The organism is Zwartia vadi (assembly GCF_030410375.1).
GTDB lineage: Bacteria > Pseudomonadota > Gammaproteobacteria > Burkholderiales > Burkholderiaceae_B > Zwartia > Zwartia vadi.
Window position 1 is genome coordinate 124,628 of sequence record NZ_JAUHHE010000001.1, and the last position, 17,870, is coordinate 142,497.

Genomic DNA, 17,870 nt, shown 5'->3' on the forward strand with positions numbered 1-17,870 from the left:
ACGTATTGAGCAAACTTTTAACCAAACATCTTTTTATATTTTTCCAAAAATACTGGAAATACCTCAGGATTCACCAAACGTGGCGGACGCTCTCCACGCAGGATCACTTCGATTTGAGCTGCACCCATCGCTGCAGCATTGCCGCGCGCCTCATGTTTCACACCCGCAGTGTGATAAGTTGCGGTGACATTTGGCAGGCTCAGTAAAGGATTGTCCGGTGCGGGGGGCTCGACAGACCAGACATCAAGGCCCGCCCCGGAAAGATGCTGATCGCGCAGAGCTTCGTAGAGCGCATGCTCATCATGGATCCCCCCGCGAGCCGTCGCGATAAACACCGCGCCTTTTTTCATCGCGCGGAACTCTTTGGCACCAATCCAATTCAAGGTCTCAGGCGTACGGGGACAATGGACAGTCACAACATCGGAGCGGGCCAATAACTCCTCAAAGCTCACAGGCGTCGCGCCGCGACGCTTGATTTCCTCTGGCGACAAATAAGGGTCATAGCCCAATACCGTCATGTCAAAAGCACGAGAGAGCTCGGCCATCCGGGTGCCGATATTACCCACACCCACGATGCCGATTGTCAAGCCGCGTATATCATTGCCCATCAGGTCTTCGCGGGTAGTATATGCATTGGCGCGCATGACACGATCAGACTCGGTGATTCGATGTTTAACCGAAAGCAAGAGACCTAGCGCGTGCTCGGCAACCGAGTTGGCGTTACAGCCGGACTGATTGACCACCAAGACACCATGACGATTGCAGGCCTCGACATCAACGGGATCGTATCCGGCGCCCGACGTGGATGCACACAATAAATTAGGCATCTTGCTGAGCAAGGCATCATCTACCCGCCATTGAGATGGCACCTCATCACGCGCTGCGCAGATATGGTAGACATGCGCCTCTTTAAAAAGCGCGAGCGTCTTTTTTTCCTCATCCGAGTACTGGCAGACAGAGACGTCAACGTCCTTGAGTCCGCTCATATGGCGATCAAACGCCGGGTTCAACCAGAAATCAAAACGCACAACCTTTTTTTTCATTGTCTCCGTCCAAGAAGGCTCTGCCCACCGTAGTGGGCAGTGTGACTGATTTTTATTGATTCAGCGCATCCTGTGTATCAGGGTATGCGCTTATAGCGATCAATGTTTACTTGAGAACGCCTTTCGCACGCAAGGACTGATCGACCCAGCTGCGGTCCAGCGTGCCTTTGGCGATTTTGGCGAAAATCTCTTTTTCTTTCTTTTCGATCTCGGCTACAACTTTTGCCAACTGCTCCGCCATGTCGGGACGAATCGCAAAAACGCCGTCATGATCGCCCACAATGATGTCACCGGGATGCACCACCATACCATCCACACACACCGTCACATTGATCTCGCCGGGACCTTCTTTGTAAGGACCGCGGTGCGAGATGGAGCGTGCGAACACAGGGAATTTCCCCTTGCTCAACGCATCGAAGTCACGGATCGGGCCATCGATCACGAAACCGGCAATCTTGCGGCTTTCAGCCAAAGTCGACATGATCTCGCCGATGATCGCGTTGCGCTGGGGACCACCCGCATCGACCACGATCACGTCGCCTGGCGCAGCCATATCAATCGCTTTGTGCACCATCAGATTGTCGCCAGGCGCAGTCTTGACAGTGAAAGCACGTCCGAGAATGCGGCCGCCTTTATGGATGGGTCGCAAATCAACCGTACCATTTGTGCGACTCACCGCATCGCTGATATTGGCCACCGCGAATTTTGCGAATTTTTTCAGCGTTGCATTGCTGACAGTGTGCTTGTGTGTGTTGACTGCAAATCCCAGGTCTGCCATGTTGACTCCGTATTTAAAAAAGGAAAGCGCGAAAGAACTGCAAAAAAATATCGGGGTACTGCAAAACAATTAAGAACGTCCGACGTGAATCAAAGATTCGGGAGAGAGTTCGTGGAGATGGTTGATACCCATCATCGCCATGTTGCGTGAAATCTCTTGAGACAGCAAGGAAATGGCGTGATCCACACCCGCCGGACCACCCACAGCTGCCGCATAATTAAAAGGCCGGCCCAAAAACACACAACGCGCACCAAGCGCCAAAGCCTTTAAAACGTCCGTTCCACGCCGCACACCACTATCGAGCATGACGGGACCGTCTTTGAACTCCTCGAGGATTTGCGGCAGCATGCGCAAAGGCGCCACGGCACCGTCGAGCTGACGGCCGCCATGGTTAGACACAATCACGCCATCCATGCCATACTGCCTCGCCAATGCTGCATCGGCAGGATGCAAGATACCCTTGATGACCATCGGGCCCTTCCAGCGCGCGCGAATCTCTCGCACGTGCTCCCAATTCAGATGACCTCTTGACGAGAAATCTCGCATCACATTGGCAGACATGATTGGTGCGCCGCGCGTGGCGAAAGAATTTTCAAAGTGCGGCATACCGTGCCGCATTAGTGTTTTTAAAAATGTCCCGAATAACCATCGAGGATGACTGATCCCCTCCCAGGCCAGACGCAGACTCGGACGCAAGGGGGTTGAAAAACCAGTCCTCACATTGTTTTCACGGTTCGCCGAAGATGGTGTGTCCACCGTAATCACCAAGGTCTTGAAACCCGCAGCGGCCACGCGATCGATCAAGGGAGCAATCTGATCGACCTTACCAGGAAGATAGGCCTGAAACCAGGCGTCGGGGGCGACGGCAACCAGTTCTTCCATCCGGATCAAGGATGAACCACTCATAATCATGGGGATGTTGGCGCGCTTGGCAGCCTCGGCGAGCACGATATCGCCACGATACGCCGACATCGCGGTGATGCCCATGGGCGCCATGCCAAATGGCGAGGCGTACTGTTTACCAAACACTTCGACCGTCTGCGTGCGCTGTGAAATATCGACCAGGATACGAGATACAAATTCGTATTCGGCAAAGACGTCTCGATTGGCACGCAAAGAGTGGCAGTCCTCGCAGGCACCTGATACATAGCCATATATCGGCTTAGGTAAACGTTTGGCCGCAGCCCGTTCGAAATCAGCCAAGGAAAGGATCTTGGATAAAGCGCGTGTCTCAGTCATATTTTTATTTTGCTTGCGTGTGAATAATCTTGCTGACGGCCTCCGCTGCCGCCGCAAGGCCCATGGATGCCGTGACAGTAACGCTAGAGCCGTACCCTGCGCAAGAGAGTCCTTGCAATCCCGGCGATGCTTGATCGATATCCTGAGTCCGCTCGCTGTCAACCTGGTTGTCAAGCTGGCGGTCATTCTGACTGACATGCTTTGACGGACTGGTGAGCCAAGCCTCGGGCAAAATCGTCGGCTGATCAAGCCACAGCACGCGCACCCCCATTTTGGGTACGCGTTTGCGCGGTTTACCGGCCTCATTGGAGGCGCGCGCATAGCCATGCTGTTTTCTCAACACGTTGCGTAAACGCGCAAGAAGCGCGTCATGGGTTGCCTCGGAGAGATCCCCAGCGCGCAAGGACAGCAAATCGGTTTTCCCACCGGCACCGCCGCAAACAATGAGAGGCTGATGCCGGGCCCGAGCCTGCAAGACCATGGCGACCTTGGCGCGCATCTGATCCGTGCAATCGATCACGATATCAAGGTTTCCCGGCAAAACATGGCTCACATTTTCAGGGGTCAGGAAATCATCCACCAGAGTGACCCGACAAGCCGGGTTGATCCCCTGAATGCGAGACGCCATGGCCTCGACCTTGGATTGTCCAAGGGTGTCCGATAGCGCATGAACCTGACGATTGATATTGGACTCCGCGATATGGTCGAGGTCGATCAGGGTCAAGGCACCGACCCCATGGCGTGACAACGCCTCTGCGGCCCACGAGCCCACGCCCCCAATCCCAACAACACCAACGTGCGCATGGCGCAGCGCATCATAGGCGCGGGGGCCGAACAGGCGCGCCAAACCGCCGAAACGACGTTGCGTATCGCTCTGAAGATCTGACTGATCAGGAACCTGACCATCCACCTGAAGTCCGTGCATCAAGTATCCTAGGGTCTGCTGAATGATGCATTTTTGCATGATCCAGAAAAAAAATAGTGCTCCGCTCTCGACAAGTGCCGTGTTGAGGAACACAATTTACCTATATCACCGTGAGCATGTCGTCCCCACCCGCCCCATCTTCTGCCAAATTGTCCGCTTTCGCCGGGCCGATTGCTTTGTGCCTGCTCATCATGATGATCCACATGGCGATTTCGGGTGGTCGCGTAGCAGTCTCCTTGACTGCGCTTGAGCTCAAACGCTCGACCTTCGAAGTCGGGATTTTGATTGCTGTGTTCGCACTGCTACCCATGCTGCTTTCTGTGAAAGCCGGTCGACTGCTCGATCAGATCGGACCTTGGCGTCCGATGCGGGCCAGCGCCTTCGTTGTAGTGTTTGGCATCATTTTGCCTTGGATCTGGCAAGATTTCATTGCTTTGATCATCTCGGCCGCCTGTGTCGGCATCGGGCACATGATCTTTCAAATCGCTGTGCAGCGACAAATGGGCCTCAGCGCCGGCGAAGAGCGTCTGCGCAACTTCTCCTGGCTGTCGCTTTCCATGGCGACCTCCGGTCTACTTGGACCGCTTTTGGCTGGTATCTCGATCGACCTGCTCGGCCACCGGGCAGTGTTTGCATTGCTTGCGATCTCGCCAGTCCTCTGTGTGTTTGGACTGTATCGTGTCCGTACCTATCTCAAAACCTCCCACACCCCACCGAGCGCGGTCAGCCAAGCCAAGCAAAGCGTGACCGACCTGATTGCGAGCCCAAAGCTCAGACGTGTCTACACCGCAAACATGTTGCTCTCCAGCGCCTGGGACACCCATATGTTTGTCGTACCCATTTTTGGTGTGATGGTAGGTTTGTCGGCCACCACCATCGGCTTGATTTTGGCCTCCTTTGCAGCCGCCACCATTGTCGTGCGTCTGGCGCTCCCACTGCTGCAGCATCGCGTGCGCCCCTGGCAACTGATTCATTTCTCACTGATCACAACCGGTCTGAACTTTGTTTTGTATCCATTTTTCGAACAAGTCTGGATTTTGATGACGCTTTCTTTTGTTCTGGGACTGGGTCTTGGTTCCACGCAGCCAAGCATTCTGGCGCTATTGCAACAAAACGCGCCCAATGGCCGCGCTGGTGAAGCCTTTGGTCTGCGCATGGCATTAATCAACGGCTGTCAGGTCACCCTGCCACTGGCCTTTGGTGCGCTGGGTGCAGTCATCGGCATCATGCCGCTTTTTTGGCTGACTGCAGCGGGCCTGGGCGCCGGAAGATGGTTCACACGTCATGCGGGAAAGGACAACAAGTCAGAATCATGAGCACGTCTTCGCACATCCCGGCAGCCCCGCCAGTCAGTAGCTTTGCGCGCTGGTCTGAAGAGCGCTTAAAAGCCTCTCGAGAGGACGCCCTCAAGAACCGCCAACCCGGGCAAGACGTATGGATATTTGGTTATGGTTCGCTCATCTGGAAACCTGAATTCGACTTCCTTGAGCAGCGTCCGGCACTGCTGCCCGGTCACCATCGTGCGCTGTGTCTCTGGTCGCGCATCAATCGCGGGACACCGGAACTCCCGGGTTTAGTGTTTGGACTCGAAAAGGGCGGTGAGTGCCATGGCATGGCGTTCAGGCTGGCTGACAATTTAGTCGAGCCGGTTTTTGAAGCACTTTGGCGTCGGGAAATGTCTACCGGCGCCTATCACCCGCGCTGGATTGATTGTCAAACCCCCCAGGGTTCAGTGCGTGCGCTTGCCTTCATCATTGATCAATCTGGTCCGGCCTATGTGCCTGAACCAGAAGATGATGCCCTGATCGACATCGTGCTCAGAGCCTCGGGAATATATGGCACATGTCTGGAGTATGTGGCCCAAACCGCCGAAGCACTTGAAGCGGTGGGTATCCACGATGCCCGGCTCACCGCACTGGTGGCACGTTTAAAAAACAAAGCTCACCAAGCGCAGCGCTCCCTTTCCTGAACACAGGTCTCTCAGCGCAACGGTGCCGATGTCACGGTACACTCAAGGTTACATTTCAACCAGTTGACGGTCCTTATTTAACCTAACAGGCCCGTATCGGATCCGAATCATGTCTATTGCCGATATTCGACAAAGCTACGAAAAATACACACTGCTGGAAAAAGACGCGAAAGCCTCGCCCTACGATCAGTTTTCAGTATGGTTCGACCAGGCCTTGAGTCAAAATGTGCCCGAGCCGACTGCAATGACGCTTTCAACCGCCGATGCGAAGGGTCGTCCTTCTTCCCGCATCGTACTGCTCAAGGGCGTAGACGAAACAGGTTTTCTTTTCTTCACCAACTACGAATCACGCAAGGGTCTCGAGCTTGCCGTGCAACCTTGGGCAAGCTTATTGTTTTTCTGGCAACCGCTCGAACGCGAAGTCCGTATCGAAGGGATTGTGGAAAAAGTCACCGCTGCCGAGTCCGACGAGTATTTTCAAACTCGCCCAGTTGGTTCGCAAATCGGCGCCTGGACCTCACCGCAGAGTCGACCCATCACGCTGGAGCAACTCGCGGCGACAGAAAAAGCGCTTAAAGAAAAATATGGCGACAACAAGCCACCCCGACCACCACACTGGGGGGGCTACCGACTCAAGCCAGAATATTTTGAATTCTGGCAGGGACGTCCTTCGCGTCTGCACGATCGCTTGATTTATCAACCAGATGTTGCGGGGAAGTGGACGATTGGACGTATTGCGCCCTGACATGAACACGACCCCACCCTCTTTTGATTCGTCTTTTTTCAGAGCAGCACTCGGCAGATTTCCAACAGGCGTAACGGTGATTACCGCATCCGCTGACGGCATGCCGCCGGTTGGACTGACCGTGAGTTCATTCAACTCTGTCTCGCTTGAACCGCCTCTGGTTGTCTGGAGTCTGTCTCGTCGTTCCTCCTCGCTTCAGACGCTTGAGCGTTGCGAACGCTATGTCATCCACGTTTTGGGCTCCGACCAAATGTCTGTCTCCCAACGCTTCGCAAGCGGCACGGCGACCGAGCGCTTCAATGGCATCCCACTGACGCAAGCACCGAACGGCTCTCCCAGACTCGACTTGCAGTGTGCCGCGTGGTTTGAATGCGCCAACCATCGACGCTACGAAGAAGGTGATCACATCATTTTCATTGGCGCTGTGGAGCATTGCGCACGCAGCGAAGCACTTCCCTTGGTCTATCACGCTGGTGGCTACGACTTGACGCCCTCTAGCGGACTCAAATAAGAGAATTGAAAGAGACATCATGAGTACAGATATTGATTGCATCGTCGTCGGAGCCGGTGTCGTCGGCTTGGCGATCGCACGCGCGCTTGCGCTGTCGGGGCGCGAAGTCATGGTGGTTGAAGCCGCCGAAGGCATTGGCACCGGCACCAGCGCCCGCAATTCCGAAGTCATTCACGCAGGGATTTACTACCCGGCTGGCAGTCTTAAAGCGAAACTCTGCGTGCAAGGCAGACATATGCTGTATGCCTATTGCGCGGAAAAAGGCGTCGCACACAAAAAAATCGGCAAACTCATCGTTGCGACAAGCGAAGAGGAAATCCCCAAGCTCACGGACATCCTTCAAAAAGCCAGAGTCAACGGCGTCGAGGATATGGAACTGCTCTCCGCCTCTCAAGCACAAGCACTTGAGCCTGCGCTGTTTTGCACGGCAGCTTTGTTATCCCCCTCCACAGGGATCATCGACAGTCATGGTTTGATGCTCGCCTATCAGGGTGATGCCGAAAACGCTGGAGCTCAGTGCGTCTTTCATACCCCCCTTCTCTCTGGCAAAGTTCGCAGCCAGGGCGGCTTTGACTTGCAGTTCGGTGGCGCTGACGCCATGAGCTTGTCATGCAACGTCTTAATCAATGCCTCGGGATTACATGCACCCACCCTGGCTCGTCGCATCGAAGGCATTCCCGAGTCCTCGATTCCGACCGAGTATTTATGCAAGGGGAGCTACTTTACGCTGCAAGGTCGTGCGCCCTTCACGCGCCTGATTTATCCCACACCTCATCATGCCGGGCTGGGCGTCCATCTCACACTGGACCTTGGCGGTCAGGCGAAATTTGGTCCCGACACAGAGTGGATCGACCGAGTGGATTACGACATCGACCCCAGCCGTTGCGAAGGCTTTTACGAAGCGGTTCGCAGCTACTGGCCGGGCATGCAGGACGGCACGCTCTCTCCGGGATATACAGGGATCCGCCCCAAAGTTTCAGGCCCCCATGAACCCGCAGCAGACTTCATGATCGTAGGCCCCGCCACGCATGGCATTCCCGGGCTCGTCAACCTGTTCGGCATCGAGTCGCCCGGACTCACCTCCAGCCTCGCCATCGCTCAGGAAACACTCGCGCGCCTCAACCCATAAGCAGGAAACAATCAAGATGTCACACCCAGTTCCAGACGCTCACGGTATCAACCTCTTTGCGGCAGACTCGGGGCGCGACCTCTTGGCTTGCTATTTACCGAAAGACCTTCACGCACACCTGTTACCTCATCTTGAACGACTCGGAGCACTCGCAGGCTCCCTGATCGATGATCTGGCGGGTGTTGCAGACAAACATCCTCCCACGCTTTCCGTGCGGACGCGCGCAGGCATAGACACCAATCAAGTCAACAAACATCCCGCCTACGTCGAACTCGAGCGTTTTGCCTACAGCGAGTTTGGGTTGGCAGCGATGTCCCATCGCGCAGGTGTCCTGGGATGGCCCGAACCCATGCCACCCGCTGCCAAATACGCCTTGACGTATTTGTTTGTTCAGGCGGAATTCGGGTTGTGTTGTCCGGTCAGTATGACGGACTCGCTGGCCCGCACCTTGCGCAAGTTTGGCGACCCCGCTCTTGTTCAACGCGTGCTCCCTCTGGTGACCACACAAGATTTTGACGCCCTCCATCAGGGGGCGATGTTTATGACAGAGCAAGGTGCTGGCTCGGACGTCAGCGCCACCGCCACCGAGGCGACACTTGGTCCCGATGGTCATTGGTTACTTCACGGCGACAAATGGTTTTGTTCCAATCCGGATGCGGGGTTCGCCATGGTGCTGGCGCGCTCAGAACCATTAGACGGACTCAAGGGCGTCTCGTTATTTCTCTTGCCTCGCACCAAGCTTGACGGCACCCCGAATGACTATCGAATTTTGCGACTAAAGGACAAACTCGGCACTCGCTCGATGGCAAGTGGCGAAATCCGTCTCGAAGGTGCGTTTGCATGGCTTGTGGGCGAACGGGGCCAAGGCTTCAAGCACATGGCGGATATGATCAACAATTCGCGACTATCAAACGGCGTACGTGCCGCCGGACTCATGCGACGCGCCCTCACCGAAGCGCTCTTCGTCGCCAAGCATCGTATGGCTTTTGGCAAAAGTCTGAACCAGATGCCGCTCATGCAGCGCCAGCTCAGCAAAATGGCCATGCTGACCGAACAAGCCCGCACGATGGTTTATCAAACCGCACAAGCACTGGCCGCTTCGGACGAAGATTCTTCAAAGCGTCCGCTGATGCGCATCATGACACCTCTTATCAAGTTTCGAGCCTGTCGCGACGCGCGTAAAGTCGCGGGCGATGCGATGGAAGTGCGTGGCGGTTGCGGCTATATCGAAGAGTGGAGCGATCCACGGATCCTGCGCGATGCACACCTGGGGTCGATTTGGGAGGGCACGAGCAATATCGTGGCACTTGATGTGCTCAGAGCGATTCAGCGTGAGGACTCCTTGCCTGCCCTGCGCGCGCACGTGGAAAAATTGCTCGCCGAGGGTACGCCCGTGCGGCCGGAGCTTGCCGGCCTGCAAGCGGAGCGCATCGAGCGCGCTTTTGCCTTTGCCCAAACGGCCAGCTCGTCCAATGCATCGGAACAGGCTCGCCAAGTCGGCACAGCCCTTTATAACGTCGTGACCATGGCAGGCATGCGCTGGGAGGCCAAACAGGCAAATATGCCGATTCGCAGCCTTCTTGCCGACATCGTCCTGCAAAATCGCTTAGCCCCCCGAGATCCGATTGCCGACCCCCTCCTGGCGGATAGCCGCTTGATCGAGTGGCTCTCTAAATCTGTCTAACCCTCCATCAGAGGAAATACCCTTCTCATCGGGATATGATTAGACATATCTTTATTTTCTTTTAAAAAGACCCAAAAAAATGAGCCAAGCACCCTCCCCCAGCAAGCCTCGTACCGGTGGTCAGATCCTAGTCGGCCAACTTGTCAGTCACGGTGTCAAACACGTTTTCTGTGTACCGGGCGAAAGTTTTCTGGCGGTGCTTGATGCACTAGTGGATGTCAGCATCGATGTCACGGTTTGCCGCCAAGAAGGTGGAGCCGCCATGATGGCGGATGCGTATGGCAAATTGACCGGCGCGCCCGGCATTTGCATGGTCACGCGCGGTCCGGGCGCATCCAATGCCCTGGCTGGCATTCATATCGCCAAACAAGACTCCACCCCCATGATCGTGTTCGTCGGACAGATTGAACGCGGCATGCGTGAGCGCGAGGCCTTCCAAGAAATGGATTATCGCGCTGTATTCGGGCAAGCCGCCAAGTGGGCGACAGAGATCGATGACGCGGCGCGCATTCCTGAAATTTTGTCACGCGCGTTTCATGTCGCCACGTCCGGTCGTCCCGGTCCCGTCGTGATTGCCTTGCCAGAGGACATGCTGGTCGAGACTGCCACAGTCGCAGATGCCCCGCATTACGAGGTGATCGACTCCGCACCTGCCGCCGGTCAAATGGCTGCATTGGCCGAGCGTCTATCAAAAGCCAAAGCACCCGTTGCGATTCTGGGTGGCGCACGCTGGAATGCGCAGGCGGTTCAACAATTTACACAATTCGCCGAGCGGTTCAAGCTGCCCGTCGCAGTCTCATTCCGCCGTCAAATGCTGTTCCCCGCCAATCACCCATGTTTCATCGGTGATGTGGGCATCGGTTTAAACCCCGATTTGCTCAAGCGGGTTCAAGACGCCGATCTGGTGCTGCTGGTCGGTGGTCGCATGTCTGAAATGCCCAGTCAGGCCTACACGCTGTTTGATATTCCCGTGCCCAAGCAGGAGCTGGTTCACGTCCACCCTGACAGCGGTGAGCTCGGGCGTGTCTACCGTGCCTCGATCGCGATCAATGCCTCACCGATCGCCTTCGCGGCCGAGCTGGCGGCACTGCCCACCCCTAAGGCCACGCCTTGGGCCGAGGGCACCGCCTCCATGCACCAAAGCTACCTTGCCTGGAGCAACCCCGCGCCAATCAAAACACCTGGTGCGGTGCAGATGGGTGGCGTGATGGAATACCTCGAAGCACATTTGCCTACAGACGCCATCATGACCAATGGCGCCGGCAACTTTGCCACGTGGTTGCATCGTTTTCATCGCTTTACACAATACGGTACACAACTTGCGCCCACCTCTGGCTCGATGGGGTATGGCTTGCCTGCGGCCGTCGGTGCCAAACGTTTTTCACCCGACAAGCTGGTGGTGTGCTTTGCCGGTGACGGTTGTTTCATGATGCATGGCCAAGAATTCGCCACGGCAGTTCAATACAACCTGCCCATCGTGGTTGTCATCATCGATAACGGTATGTATGGCACCATCCGTATGCATCAGGAAAAGCACTATCCAGGTCGCATCTCCGCCACGCAGCTCAAAAACCCAGATTTCGCGGCCTACGCGCGCGCGTTTGGTGGTCATGGCGAGCGTGTCGAGAAAACAGACGAATTCGGTCCCGCTTTCGAGCGCGCTGTCGCAAGCGGCAAGCCTGCGATCCTGCATTTGTTGATTGACCCCGAGGCGATCACCCCCACCACCACCATTTCAAAGCTCAGAGCCGCTGCCCAGAAAGCCTAAGGTTTTCGGACTCGCCCGAGCAGGTATTTTGTACACTTTTAAATAGTTTTTATTTTGGAGCATGACATGGCTGAAGCCTCTTTCAACTGGGAAGACCCACTCTTGCTGGATAGCCAGCTGACCGACGAGGAGCGCATGATTCGCGATGCGGCGCGCTCATATTGTCAGGACAAGCTGGCCCCACGGGTGCTCGAGGGTTTTCGCCATGAGAAAACCGACGCCAAAATTTTCCCTGAAATGGGCGAGCTTGGTTTGCTGGGCCCCACCATTCCGGTCGAATACGGTGGTTCCGGACTGAACTACGTGAGTTATGGCCTGATCGCCCGCGAAGTCGAGCGTGTGGATTCAGGTTACCGCTCGATGATGAGCGTGCAGTCCTCTTTGGTCATGGTGCCGATCAATGAGTTCGGTAGCGAAGCGCAAAAGAAAAAATACTTGCCCAAACTCGCACGCGGCGAATGGATCGGCTGTTTTGGTTTGACTGAGCCCAACCACGGCTCAGACCCGGCCGGCATGGAGACTCGCGCAGTCAAAACGGCTAACGGCTACTCCCTGACCGGCAACAAGATGTGGATCTCCAACTCCCCGATCGCCGATGTATTCGTCGTGTGGGGCAAGTGCGTAGGCGGGGATCATGATGGTCGCATTCGTGGCTTTATCCTTGAAAAAGGCATGAAAGGTTTGTCGGCTCCGGCCATTCATGGCAAAGTCGGCTTGCGCGCCTCCATCACCGGTGAAATCGTGATGGACAACGTCGAAATCAGCGACGAGCAAATGCTGCCGGGCGTGACTGGACTGAAAGGCCCCTTTACCTGCCTGAACTCAGCGCGCTTCGGTATCGCCTGGGGCGCACTCGGCGCGGCCGAGTTCTGCTGGCATATGGCTCGTCAGTACACGCTGGATCGCAAACAGTTCGGTCGTCCTCTCGCAGCGAACCAGTTGATCCAAAAGAAACTGGCGGATATGCAAACCGAAATCACGCTCGGCCTGCAAGGTTGCTTGCGTTTGGGTCGCATGAAGGACGAAGGCACTGCAGCCGTTGAAATCACCTCGATCATGAAGCGCAACTCCTGCGGCAAGGCACTCGACATCGCACGCATGGCGCGTGATATGTTGGGCGGCAACGGTATTTCGGACGAGTTCGGTGTGGCACGCCACCTGGTTAACCTCGAGGTTGTGAACACTTACGAGGGCACACACGACATCCACGCTTTGATTTTGGGTCGTGCTCAAACAGGTATCCAGGCTTTTTTCTAAATCCTGACCATCTGTGATTGTTAGACATAATCGCGCTCAACGAAGCGCGATTATTTTTTAAAACGCCGCAGCGGCGCGTACAAGCCGGTCCTGAATACCCAGCCACTCGAGACTGTCTGGAACAGCTTCCCAGACCATCTGCCCGTATCCACCCTGGTCCAGGGCGCGCAAAGTCGCATAGAGTGCATGGCTATAGACTTCCGCATGTGCGGACATTGTCACCCACTCTACGCCAGGTCGTCTGGGTAATACTTCCTGAGCAAGCGAGTAGGTCACAAAAACAGTCGGCTTTGAAACATCGTGAGCAGTCTGACTCGCCGCTGTCAGCATTTCAGCAGCGTTTGACAGTCTGATCGGCGTATGGGGGGCGTAATGCGATTTCAAGGCGCCGGAGACCCTGGGCGCCTGCGCATCGGCGTCTTGAACGGTTCTGTTCAACACCGCGGATATTTGTTGCGCAGTGATTTTTCCGGGACGCAAAAGGACTGGGCCGATGCCCTGAGCCAAACGTGACAAATCAACAATGGTCGATTCGATTCCCACTTCGCTCGCCCCACCCTCCAGTACCTGCATACCCTGCGCGACAAGCTCAGGGAACTCATCTCGCACATGCGAAGCCTGAGTAGGAGAGACTTGTCCAAACTTGTTGGCCGAAGGGCCAGCGATACCGCCCTGACCGGACGGTTTACCCGCGGCAAAGGCTCGAATCAACTTTTGCGCAACGGGATGCGAAGGGCAGCGAACCCCCACGCTATCTTGTCCGCCACTGACTGCCTCAGTGATGTGCGCGGCGCGCTTGAGAATGAGGGTCAACGGACCAGGCCAAAACGCATCGATCAAGGCACGCGCTTCATCGGGGACGGTCGCGGCCCAGTAGGACAAATCAGCCTCTGGTGCGACATGGACAATCACGGGATGATTGGCAGGACGACCTTTAGCTTGATAGATGCGCTCGACGGCTTCGCGACTCTCTGCATCCGCACCCAGTCCGTAGACTGTCTCGGTTGGAAAAGCAACGAGACCGCCTTTGAGTAATACTTGAGCAGCCTGGTTGATTTCGTTATCTGAAGAAGTCGTCACTTCACCACCAACTCAAAGCTTGGCCGCGACGGGCAAACGCAAAATCTGGACAACTTGATTGGCATGCTGCACCGCCTCGGCGAGTGATGTTCCCGTGCAGTTGACGTGTCCCATCTTGCGAGCACGACGGGCCTCGCGCTTGCCATACAAATGCAAAGAGGTGCCCGACACAGCCAATACACCCGCCCAGTCAGGCTCGGTTTGAGAATCTCCAGCACCTGTGTACCAGACATCCCCCAGAATATTGAGCATCACAACCGGTGCGAGTAAACGCGTACTGCCTAACGGCAAACCAGCCATGATTCGTGCCTGCTGTTCGAACTGACTTGTCACGCAGGCATTCATGCTGAAGTGACCGCTATTGTGCGGACGTGGGGCAATCTCGTTGACGAGCAACTGGCCGTCACCCAATACGAAAAACTCCACGCACAACACGCCCTGGTACTTTAAGCCGCTTGCGATTGCCAGCGCGGCTTCGGTGGCGCGAGCCGTCATCGCGGCTGGCTGCATATCGACCGTTGTCACAGCAAGAATGCCTTGCTCATGGACGTTTCGGGCAACGGGAAAAACCGCGCACTGTCCATCGAGCCCGCGCGCCAATACAACTGACAGCTCTTCTTTGAGATCCAGCATGGCTTCGAGCACACATGGCACGCCACCGAATTCAGAAAAAGCAGTGAGTGCCTCATCAAGAGAGCGCACCCGCGCCTGACCCTTGCCGTCGTAACCCAGACGGGCAACTTTTAAAATCCCTGGAAAAAGATGCGTACCTGCCGCACGCAAATCCGACTCTGAACGAATCGCCGCATAGGGCGCAACGGCGACGCCCTGGCTCACGATAAAAGCTTTTTCTGCAATCCGGTCCTGAACAATCTCGACCGCATGCGAACCAGGCGTCACGCGACTATGCGCGGCCAAGGTCAACAGACTCTGCGCTGGAACGTTTTCAAACTCGGTCGTCACGGCGCGACAGCGTTGCGCCAACTTGATCAATGCGGTTTCATCGTCGTAATCGGCCTGGATATGCGCATCGGCCACAGACGCAGCCGGCCCCTCAGGCGCAGGATCCAACACGGCCACACGATAGCCCAGCGACTGTGCGGCGTGACAAAACATGCGGCCCAACTGACCGCCCCCCATCAAACCCAACCACTCACCCGGTGCGATCACAGCGGCACCTTCATGGCGCGCGCAGCCTCTGTCTGACGGGCGCGAAACGCCTTGAGCTTTTCACGCAACACCGTATCGGTCGTTGCGAGATTGGCAATCACATGCAGTGCGGCATTTGCTGCACCGGCTTCACCAATCGCGAAGGTGGCAACCGGGATACCCTTTGGCATTTGGACGATCGATAAAAGAGAATCCTCACCCCGCAAATATTTAGACGGGACAGGCACACCAAACACGGGCACTTCAGTCAGCGCAGCCATCATGCCAGGCAGATGTGCCGCGCCACCCGCACCGGCGATAATGCCACGCAAGCCGCGCGCCGCAGCCTGTGCGCCATATTCAGCCATGTCATGTGGCATACGGTGGGCAGAGATGACGCGCGCCTCACAAGGCACGCCAAACTCACCCAGCATATTGACTGCATGCTGCATGACATCCCAATCACTGGATGAACCCATGATGACGCCGACGACCGGCGTACCAGCAGAAGATAAAGAGGTCATAACAGAGACTCGCAAATAGTGGATCAGCGGTTAACTGCCCGGAAATCGAGGCAATTAAGCGGTTAAGCAGTTAAGCGATCAAGGGCTTCGCGGTACTTGGCTGCCGTTTTAGCAATCACTTCAGCAGGCAGTCGAGGCGCGGGTGGTGTCTTGGCCCAATCCTGCGTCTCGAGCCAGTCGCGCACAAACTGTTTGTCAAACGAAGGTGGACTGATGCCTTCACGATAACCCTCTGCAGGCCAAAATCTCGATGAATCCGGCGTCAGCACCTCATCCATCAAGTGCAACGTGCCATGCTCATCCAGCCCAAATTCAAATTTCGTATCCGCGATCATGATGCCCTTGGTTGCTGCATAGGTCGCAGCCTCAGAGTACAAACGCAAGGTCACTGCACGGATCCGCTCAGCCATCTCCTGACCCACTTCCTTGATCACATGCGCAAAGTCTACATTTTCATCATGCAAACCCATCTCGGCTTTGGCGGCAGGTGTGAAAATCGGCTCAGGAAGTTTCCCTGCTTGCTTCAGGCCGGGAGGCAATTTGATCCCGCAAACAGAACCCGTTGCTTGATAATCCTTCCAGCCGGAACCAATCAGATACCCGCGCGCCACCGCCTCAACCATGATGGGTTTCAGACGCTTGACCACCACAGCACGGCCAATCACCTGATCGCGCTCATTTGGAGCGACCACATCCTCCGGGCGGATTCCCGTTGAATGATTGGGCAGCACGTGCGCGAGCTTTTCAAGCCAGAAGTCGGTGAGCTCCTTGAGAACCTGCCCCTTACCGGGAATGGGATCGTCAAGAATCACATCAAATGCCGAAATGCGGTCAGTCGCGATGATCAAAAGCTTGTCATCGCCCACCGCATACATATCGCGAACTTTACCGCGTGCAAGCAACGGGAGGGATTGGATACTGGATTGATAAAGCGCTGTAGTCATAATGTTTACTGAACGACCTGCGACAGTTTGCCCGCAGCATACTGAGCCGCCATGTCCTTGAGTGGCACGACCTTGATTTTGCTGGCGTTGCCAGCAGTACCAAATTGCTGGTAGCGCGCCACGCAAATTGCTTTAGCCGCCTCACGAGCAGGTTTAAGGTATTCGCGGGGATCGAACTTGCCAGGATTTTCTGCAAAGAAACGGCGGATCGCACCGGTCATCGCCAAACGGATATCCGTATCGATATTGATTTTGCGCACACCAAACTTGATGGCCTCTTGAATCTCTTCGACAGGTACGCCGTAAGTTTCTTTCATGTCGCCGCCAAACTGACGAATCTCAGCCAACAATTCCTGAGGCACGCTGGAACTGCCATGCATCACGAGATGGGTATTGGGCAGACGTTTGTTGATTTCCTTGATACGGGAGATCGACAGGATATCGCCTGTGGGCTTGCGTGTGAATTTGTAGGCGCCGTGGCTTGTGCCAATCGCGATCGCCAAGGCATCGAGCTGAGTGCGACGGACAAAATCAGCGGCCTGCTCGGGATCCGTCAACAACTGATCCATCGTTAGTTTGCCATCGGCACCGTGACCGTCTTCTTTGTCGCCTTGCATCGTCTCAAGCGAACCTAAACAGCCCAGCTCACCTTCAACAGTGACGCCTAGCTTGTGTGCCATGTCCACAACCTGCTTGGTCACGGCAACGTTGTAATCGTAATCAGCGATCGTCTTGCCGTCTTCTTTGAGCGAGCCGTCCATCATCACGCTGGAAAATCCCAAGTCAATCGCACCCTGACAGATTTTGGGAGACTGGCCATGATCCTGGTGCATCACGACAGGAATGTGTGGATAGGACTCAACCGCTGCCTGAATCAGGTATTTCAAAAAGCCCTCGCCCGCATATTTACGCGCACCAGCAGAGGCCTGCATGATGACAGGGCTATCAGTTTGCGCGGCCGCTTCCATGATGGCCTGCACTTGTTCCAGATTATTCACGTTAAACGCGGGAATGCCATAACCATGCTCGGCGGCGTGGTCAAGAAGCTGGCGCATGGAAACTAAAGCCATGAGAGATCCTTTTTAGAGCAAAATGTCGGGGTTGTTAGGGTATTTTCCGAGTATT

At 55.7% G+C, this 17,870-nt stretch carries 17 protein-coding genes; 8 read left to right on the forward strand and 9 right to left on the reverse strand.

Annotated features, from left to right (window positions below; translation table 11 throughout):
* Positions 1–17 precede the first annotated feature (17 nt).
* The 4 genes from QWY27_RS00600 to QWY27_RS00615 form a co-directional block, all read right to left on the reverse strand.
* Entirely contained in the window at positions 18–1,043 is a 1,026-nt protein-coding gene (locus tag QWY27_RS00600) for a hydroxyacid dehydrogenase (protein WP_290193822.1), read from the reverse strand.
* Between the two features lie 106 nt (positions 1,044–1,149).
* The gene (locus tag QWY27_RS00605; RefSeq protein WP_290193823.1) at positions 1,150–1,821 is read right to left on the reverse strand and encodes an RraA family protein; all 672 of its coding nucleotides are present in this window, start codon (positions 1,819–1,821) and stop codon (positions 1,150–1,152) included.
* A gap of 69 nt (positions 1,822–1,890) precedes the next feature.
* The gene (locus QWY27_RS00610) at positions 1,891–3,060 is read right to left on the reverse strand and encodes an alpha-hydroxy acid oxidase (RefSeq protein ID WP_290193824.1); all 1,170 of its coding nucleotides are present in this window, start codon (positions 3,058–3,060) and stop codon (positions 1,891–1,893) included.
* Positions 3,061–3,064: 4 nt separating this feature from the next.
* Positions 3,065–3,985 carry a tRNA threonylcarbamoyladenosine dehydratase gene (locus QWY27_RS00615; protein ID WP_290193825.1) on the reverse strand — a complete coding sequence of 307 codons (921 nt, stop codon included), beginning with the start codon at positions 3,983–3,985 and terminating at the stop codon, positions 3,065–3,067.
* Positions 3,986–4,095: 110 nt separating this feature from the next.
* Here QWY27_RS00615 and QWY27_RS00620 point away from each other — a divergent pair, with 110 nt between their 5' ends.
* The 8 genes from QWY27_RS00620 (at position 4,096) to QWY27_RS00655 (ending at position 13,048) form a co-directional block, all read left to right on the forward strand.
* Entirely contained in the window at positions 4,096–5,301 is a 1,206-nt protein-coding gene (locus tag QWY27_RS00620; protein ID WP_435433427.1) for an MFS transporter, read from the forward strand.
* A complete protein-coding gene (locus QWY27_RS00625) occupies positions 5,298–5,954 on the forward strand; it encodes a gamma-glutamylcyclotransferase (protein WP_290193827.1) in 657 nt (218 codons plus the stop codon). Before QWY27_RS00620 ends, QWY27_RS00625 begins: the two co-directional genes overlap by 4 nt.
* 109 nt (positions 5,955–6,063) lie before the next feature.
* Positions 6,064–6,699, forward strand: coding sequence for a pyridoxamine 5'-phosphate oxidase (gene pdxH / locus QWY27_RS00630; protein WP_290193828.1), 636 nt, complete (start codon positions 6,064–6,066; stop codon positions 6,697–6,699).
* Position 6,700: 1 nt separating this feature from the next.
* A complete protein-coding gene (locus QWY27_RS00635) occupies positions 6,701–7,210 on the forward strand; it encodes a flavin reductase family protein (RefSeq protein WP_290193829.1) in 510 nt (169 codons plus the stop codon).
* Between the two features lie 19 nt (positions 7,211–7,229).
* Positions 7,230–8,339 (forward strand): NAD(P)/FAD-dependent oxidoreductase, encoded by a 1,110-nt coding sequence (locus tag QWY27_RS00640; protein ID WP_290193830.1) that lies wholly within the window; start codon positions 7,230–7,232, stop codon positions 8,337–8,339.
* A 16-nt stretch (positions 8,340–8,355) separates the two neighbouring features.
* On the forward strand, positions 8,356–10,023 hold the full coding sequence (locus tag QWY27_RS00645) for an acyl-CoA dehydrogenase family protein (protein ID WP_290193831.1): 1,668 nt from the start codon (positions 8,356–8,358) through the stop codon (positions 10,021–10,023).
* A 79-nt stretch (positions 10,024–10,102) separates the two neighbouring features.
* Entirely contained in the window at positions 10,103–11,791 is a 1,689-nt protein-coding gene (locus QWY27_RS00650) for a thiamine pyrophosphate-binding protein (protein ID WP_290193832.1), read from the forward strand.
* Positions 11,792–11,857: 66 nt separating this feature from the next.
* Positions 11,858–13,048: an acyl-CoA dehydrogenase gene (locus QWY27_RS00655; protein ID WP_290193833.1), complete on the forward strand. Its 1,191-nt coding sequence runs from the start codon at positions 11,858–11,860 to the stop codon at positions 13,046–13,048.
* A 57-nt stretch (positions 13,049–13,105) separates the two neighbouring features.
* Here the strand turns inward: QWY27_RS00655 and QWY27_RS00660 are convergent, their stop codons facing one another.
* The 5 genes from QWY27_RS00660 to fba form a co-directional block, all read right to left on the reverse strand.
* Positions 13,106–14,128, reverse strand: a complete 1,023-nt coding sequence (locus tag QWY27_RS00660; protein WP_290193834.1) for an L-threonylcarbamoyladenylate synthase — start codon at positions 14,126–14,128, stop codon at positions 13,106–13,108.
* Between the two features lie 12 nt (positions 14,129–14,140).
* Positions 14,141–15,268 (reverse strand): 5-(carboxyamino)imidazole ribonucleotide synthase, encoded by a 1,128-nt coding sequence (locus tag QWY27_RS00665; RefSeq protein WP_290194088.1) that lies wholly within the window; start codon positions 15,266–15,268, stop codon positions 14,141–14,143.
* Between the two features lie 26 nt (positions 15,269–15,294).
* A complete protein-coding gene (gene purE / locus QWY27_RS00670) occupies positions 15,295–15,801 on the reverse strand; it encodes a 5-(carboxyamino)imidazole ribonucleotide mutase (protein ID WP_290193835.1) in 507 nt (168 codons plus the stop codon).
* 62 nt (positions 15,802–15,863) lie between these two features.
* Positions 15,864–16,745 (reverse strand): phosphoribosylaminoimidazolesuccinocarboxamide synthase, encoded by an 882-nt coding sequence (locus tag QWY27_RS00675; protein ID WP_290193836.1) that lies wholly within the window; start codon positions 16,743–16,745, stop codon positions 15,864–15,866.
* A gap of 5 nt (positions 16,746–16,750) precedes the next feature.
* Entirely contained in the window at positions 16,751–17,815 is a 1,065-nt protein-coding gene (gene fba / locus QWY27_RS00680; RefSeq protein ID WP_290193837.1) for a class II fructose-bisphosphate aldolase, read from the reverse strand.
* Positions 17,816–17,870 lie beyond the last annotated feature (55 nt).

Bases quoted from the DNA above. Each gene is read 5' to 3' on its own strand.
- QWY27_RS00600 (WP_290193822.1), bottom strand. From the start codon at position 1,043: ATGAAAAAAAAGGTTGTGCGTTTTGATTTCTGGTTGAACCCGGCGTTT.
- QWY27_RS00605 (WP_290193823.1), bottom strand. From the start codon at position 1,821: ATGGCAGACCTGGGATTTGCAGTCAACACACACAAGCACACTGTCAGC.
- QWY27_RS00610 (WP_290193824.1), bottom strand. From the start codon at position 3,060: ATGACTGAGACACGCGCTTTATCCAAGATCCTTTCCTTGGCTGATTTC.
- QWY27_RS00615 (WP_290193825.1), bottom strand. From the start codon at position 3,985: ATGCACGGACTTCAGGTGGATGGTCAGGTTCCTGATCAGTCAGATCTT.
- QWY27_RS00625 (WP_290193827.1), top strand. From the start codon at position 5,298: ATGAGCACGTCTTCGCACATCCCGGCAGCCCCGCCAGTCAGTAGCTTT.
- pdxH (WP_290193828.1), top strand. From the start codon at position 6,064: ATGTCTATTGCCGATATTCGACAAAGCTACGAAAAATACACACTGCTG.
- QWY27_RS00635 (WP_290193829.1), top strand. From the start codon at position 6,701: ATGAACACGACCCCACCCTCTTTTGATTCGTCTTTTTTCAGAGCAGCA.
- QWY27_RS00640 (WP_290193830.1), top strand. From the start codon at position 7,230: ATGAGTACAGATATTGATTGCATCGTCGTCGGAGCCGGTGTCGTCGGC.
- QWY27_RS00645 (WP_290193831.1), top strand. From the start codon at position 8,356: ATGTCACACCCAGTTCCAGACGCTCACGGTATCAACCTCTTTGCGGCA.
- QWY27_RS00650 (WP_290193832.1), top strand. From the start codon at position 10,103: ATGAGCCAAGCACCCTCCCCCAGCAAGCCTCGTACCGGTGGTCAGATC.
- QWY27_RS00655 (WP_290193833.1), top strand. From the start codon at position 11,858: ATGGCTGAAGCCTCTTTCAACTGGGAAGACCCACTCTTGCTGGATAGC.
- QWY27_RS00665 (WP_290194088.1), bottom strand. From the start codon at position 15,268: ATGGGGGGCGGTCAGTTGGGCCGCATGTTTTGTCACGCCGCACAGTCG.
- purE (WP_290193835.1), bottom strand. From the start codon at position 15,801: ATGACCTCTTTATCTTCTGCTGGTACGCCGGTCGTCGGCGTCATCATG.
- QWY27_RS00675 (WP_290193836.1), bottom strand. From the start codon at position 16,745: ATGACTACAGCGCTTTATCAATCCAGTATCCAATCCCTCCCGTTGCTT.
- fba (WP_290193837.1), bottom strand. From the start codon at position 17,815: ATGGCTTTAGTTTCCATGCGCCAGCTTCTTGACCACGCCGCCGAGCAT.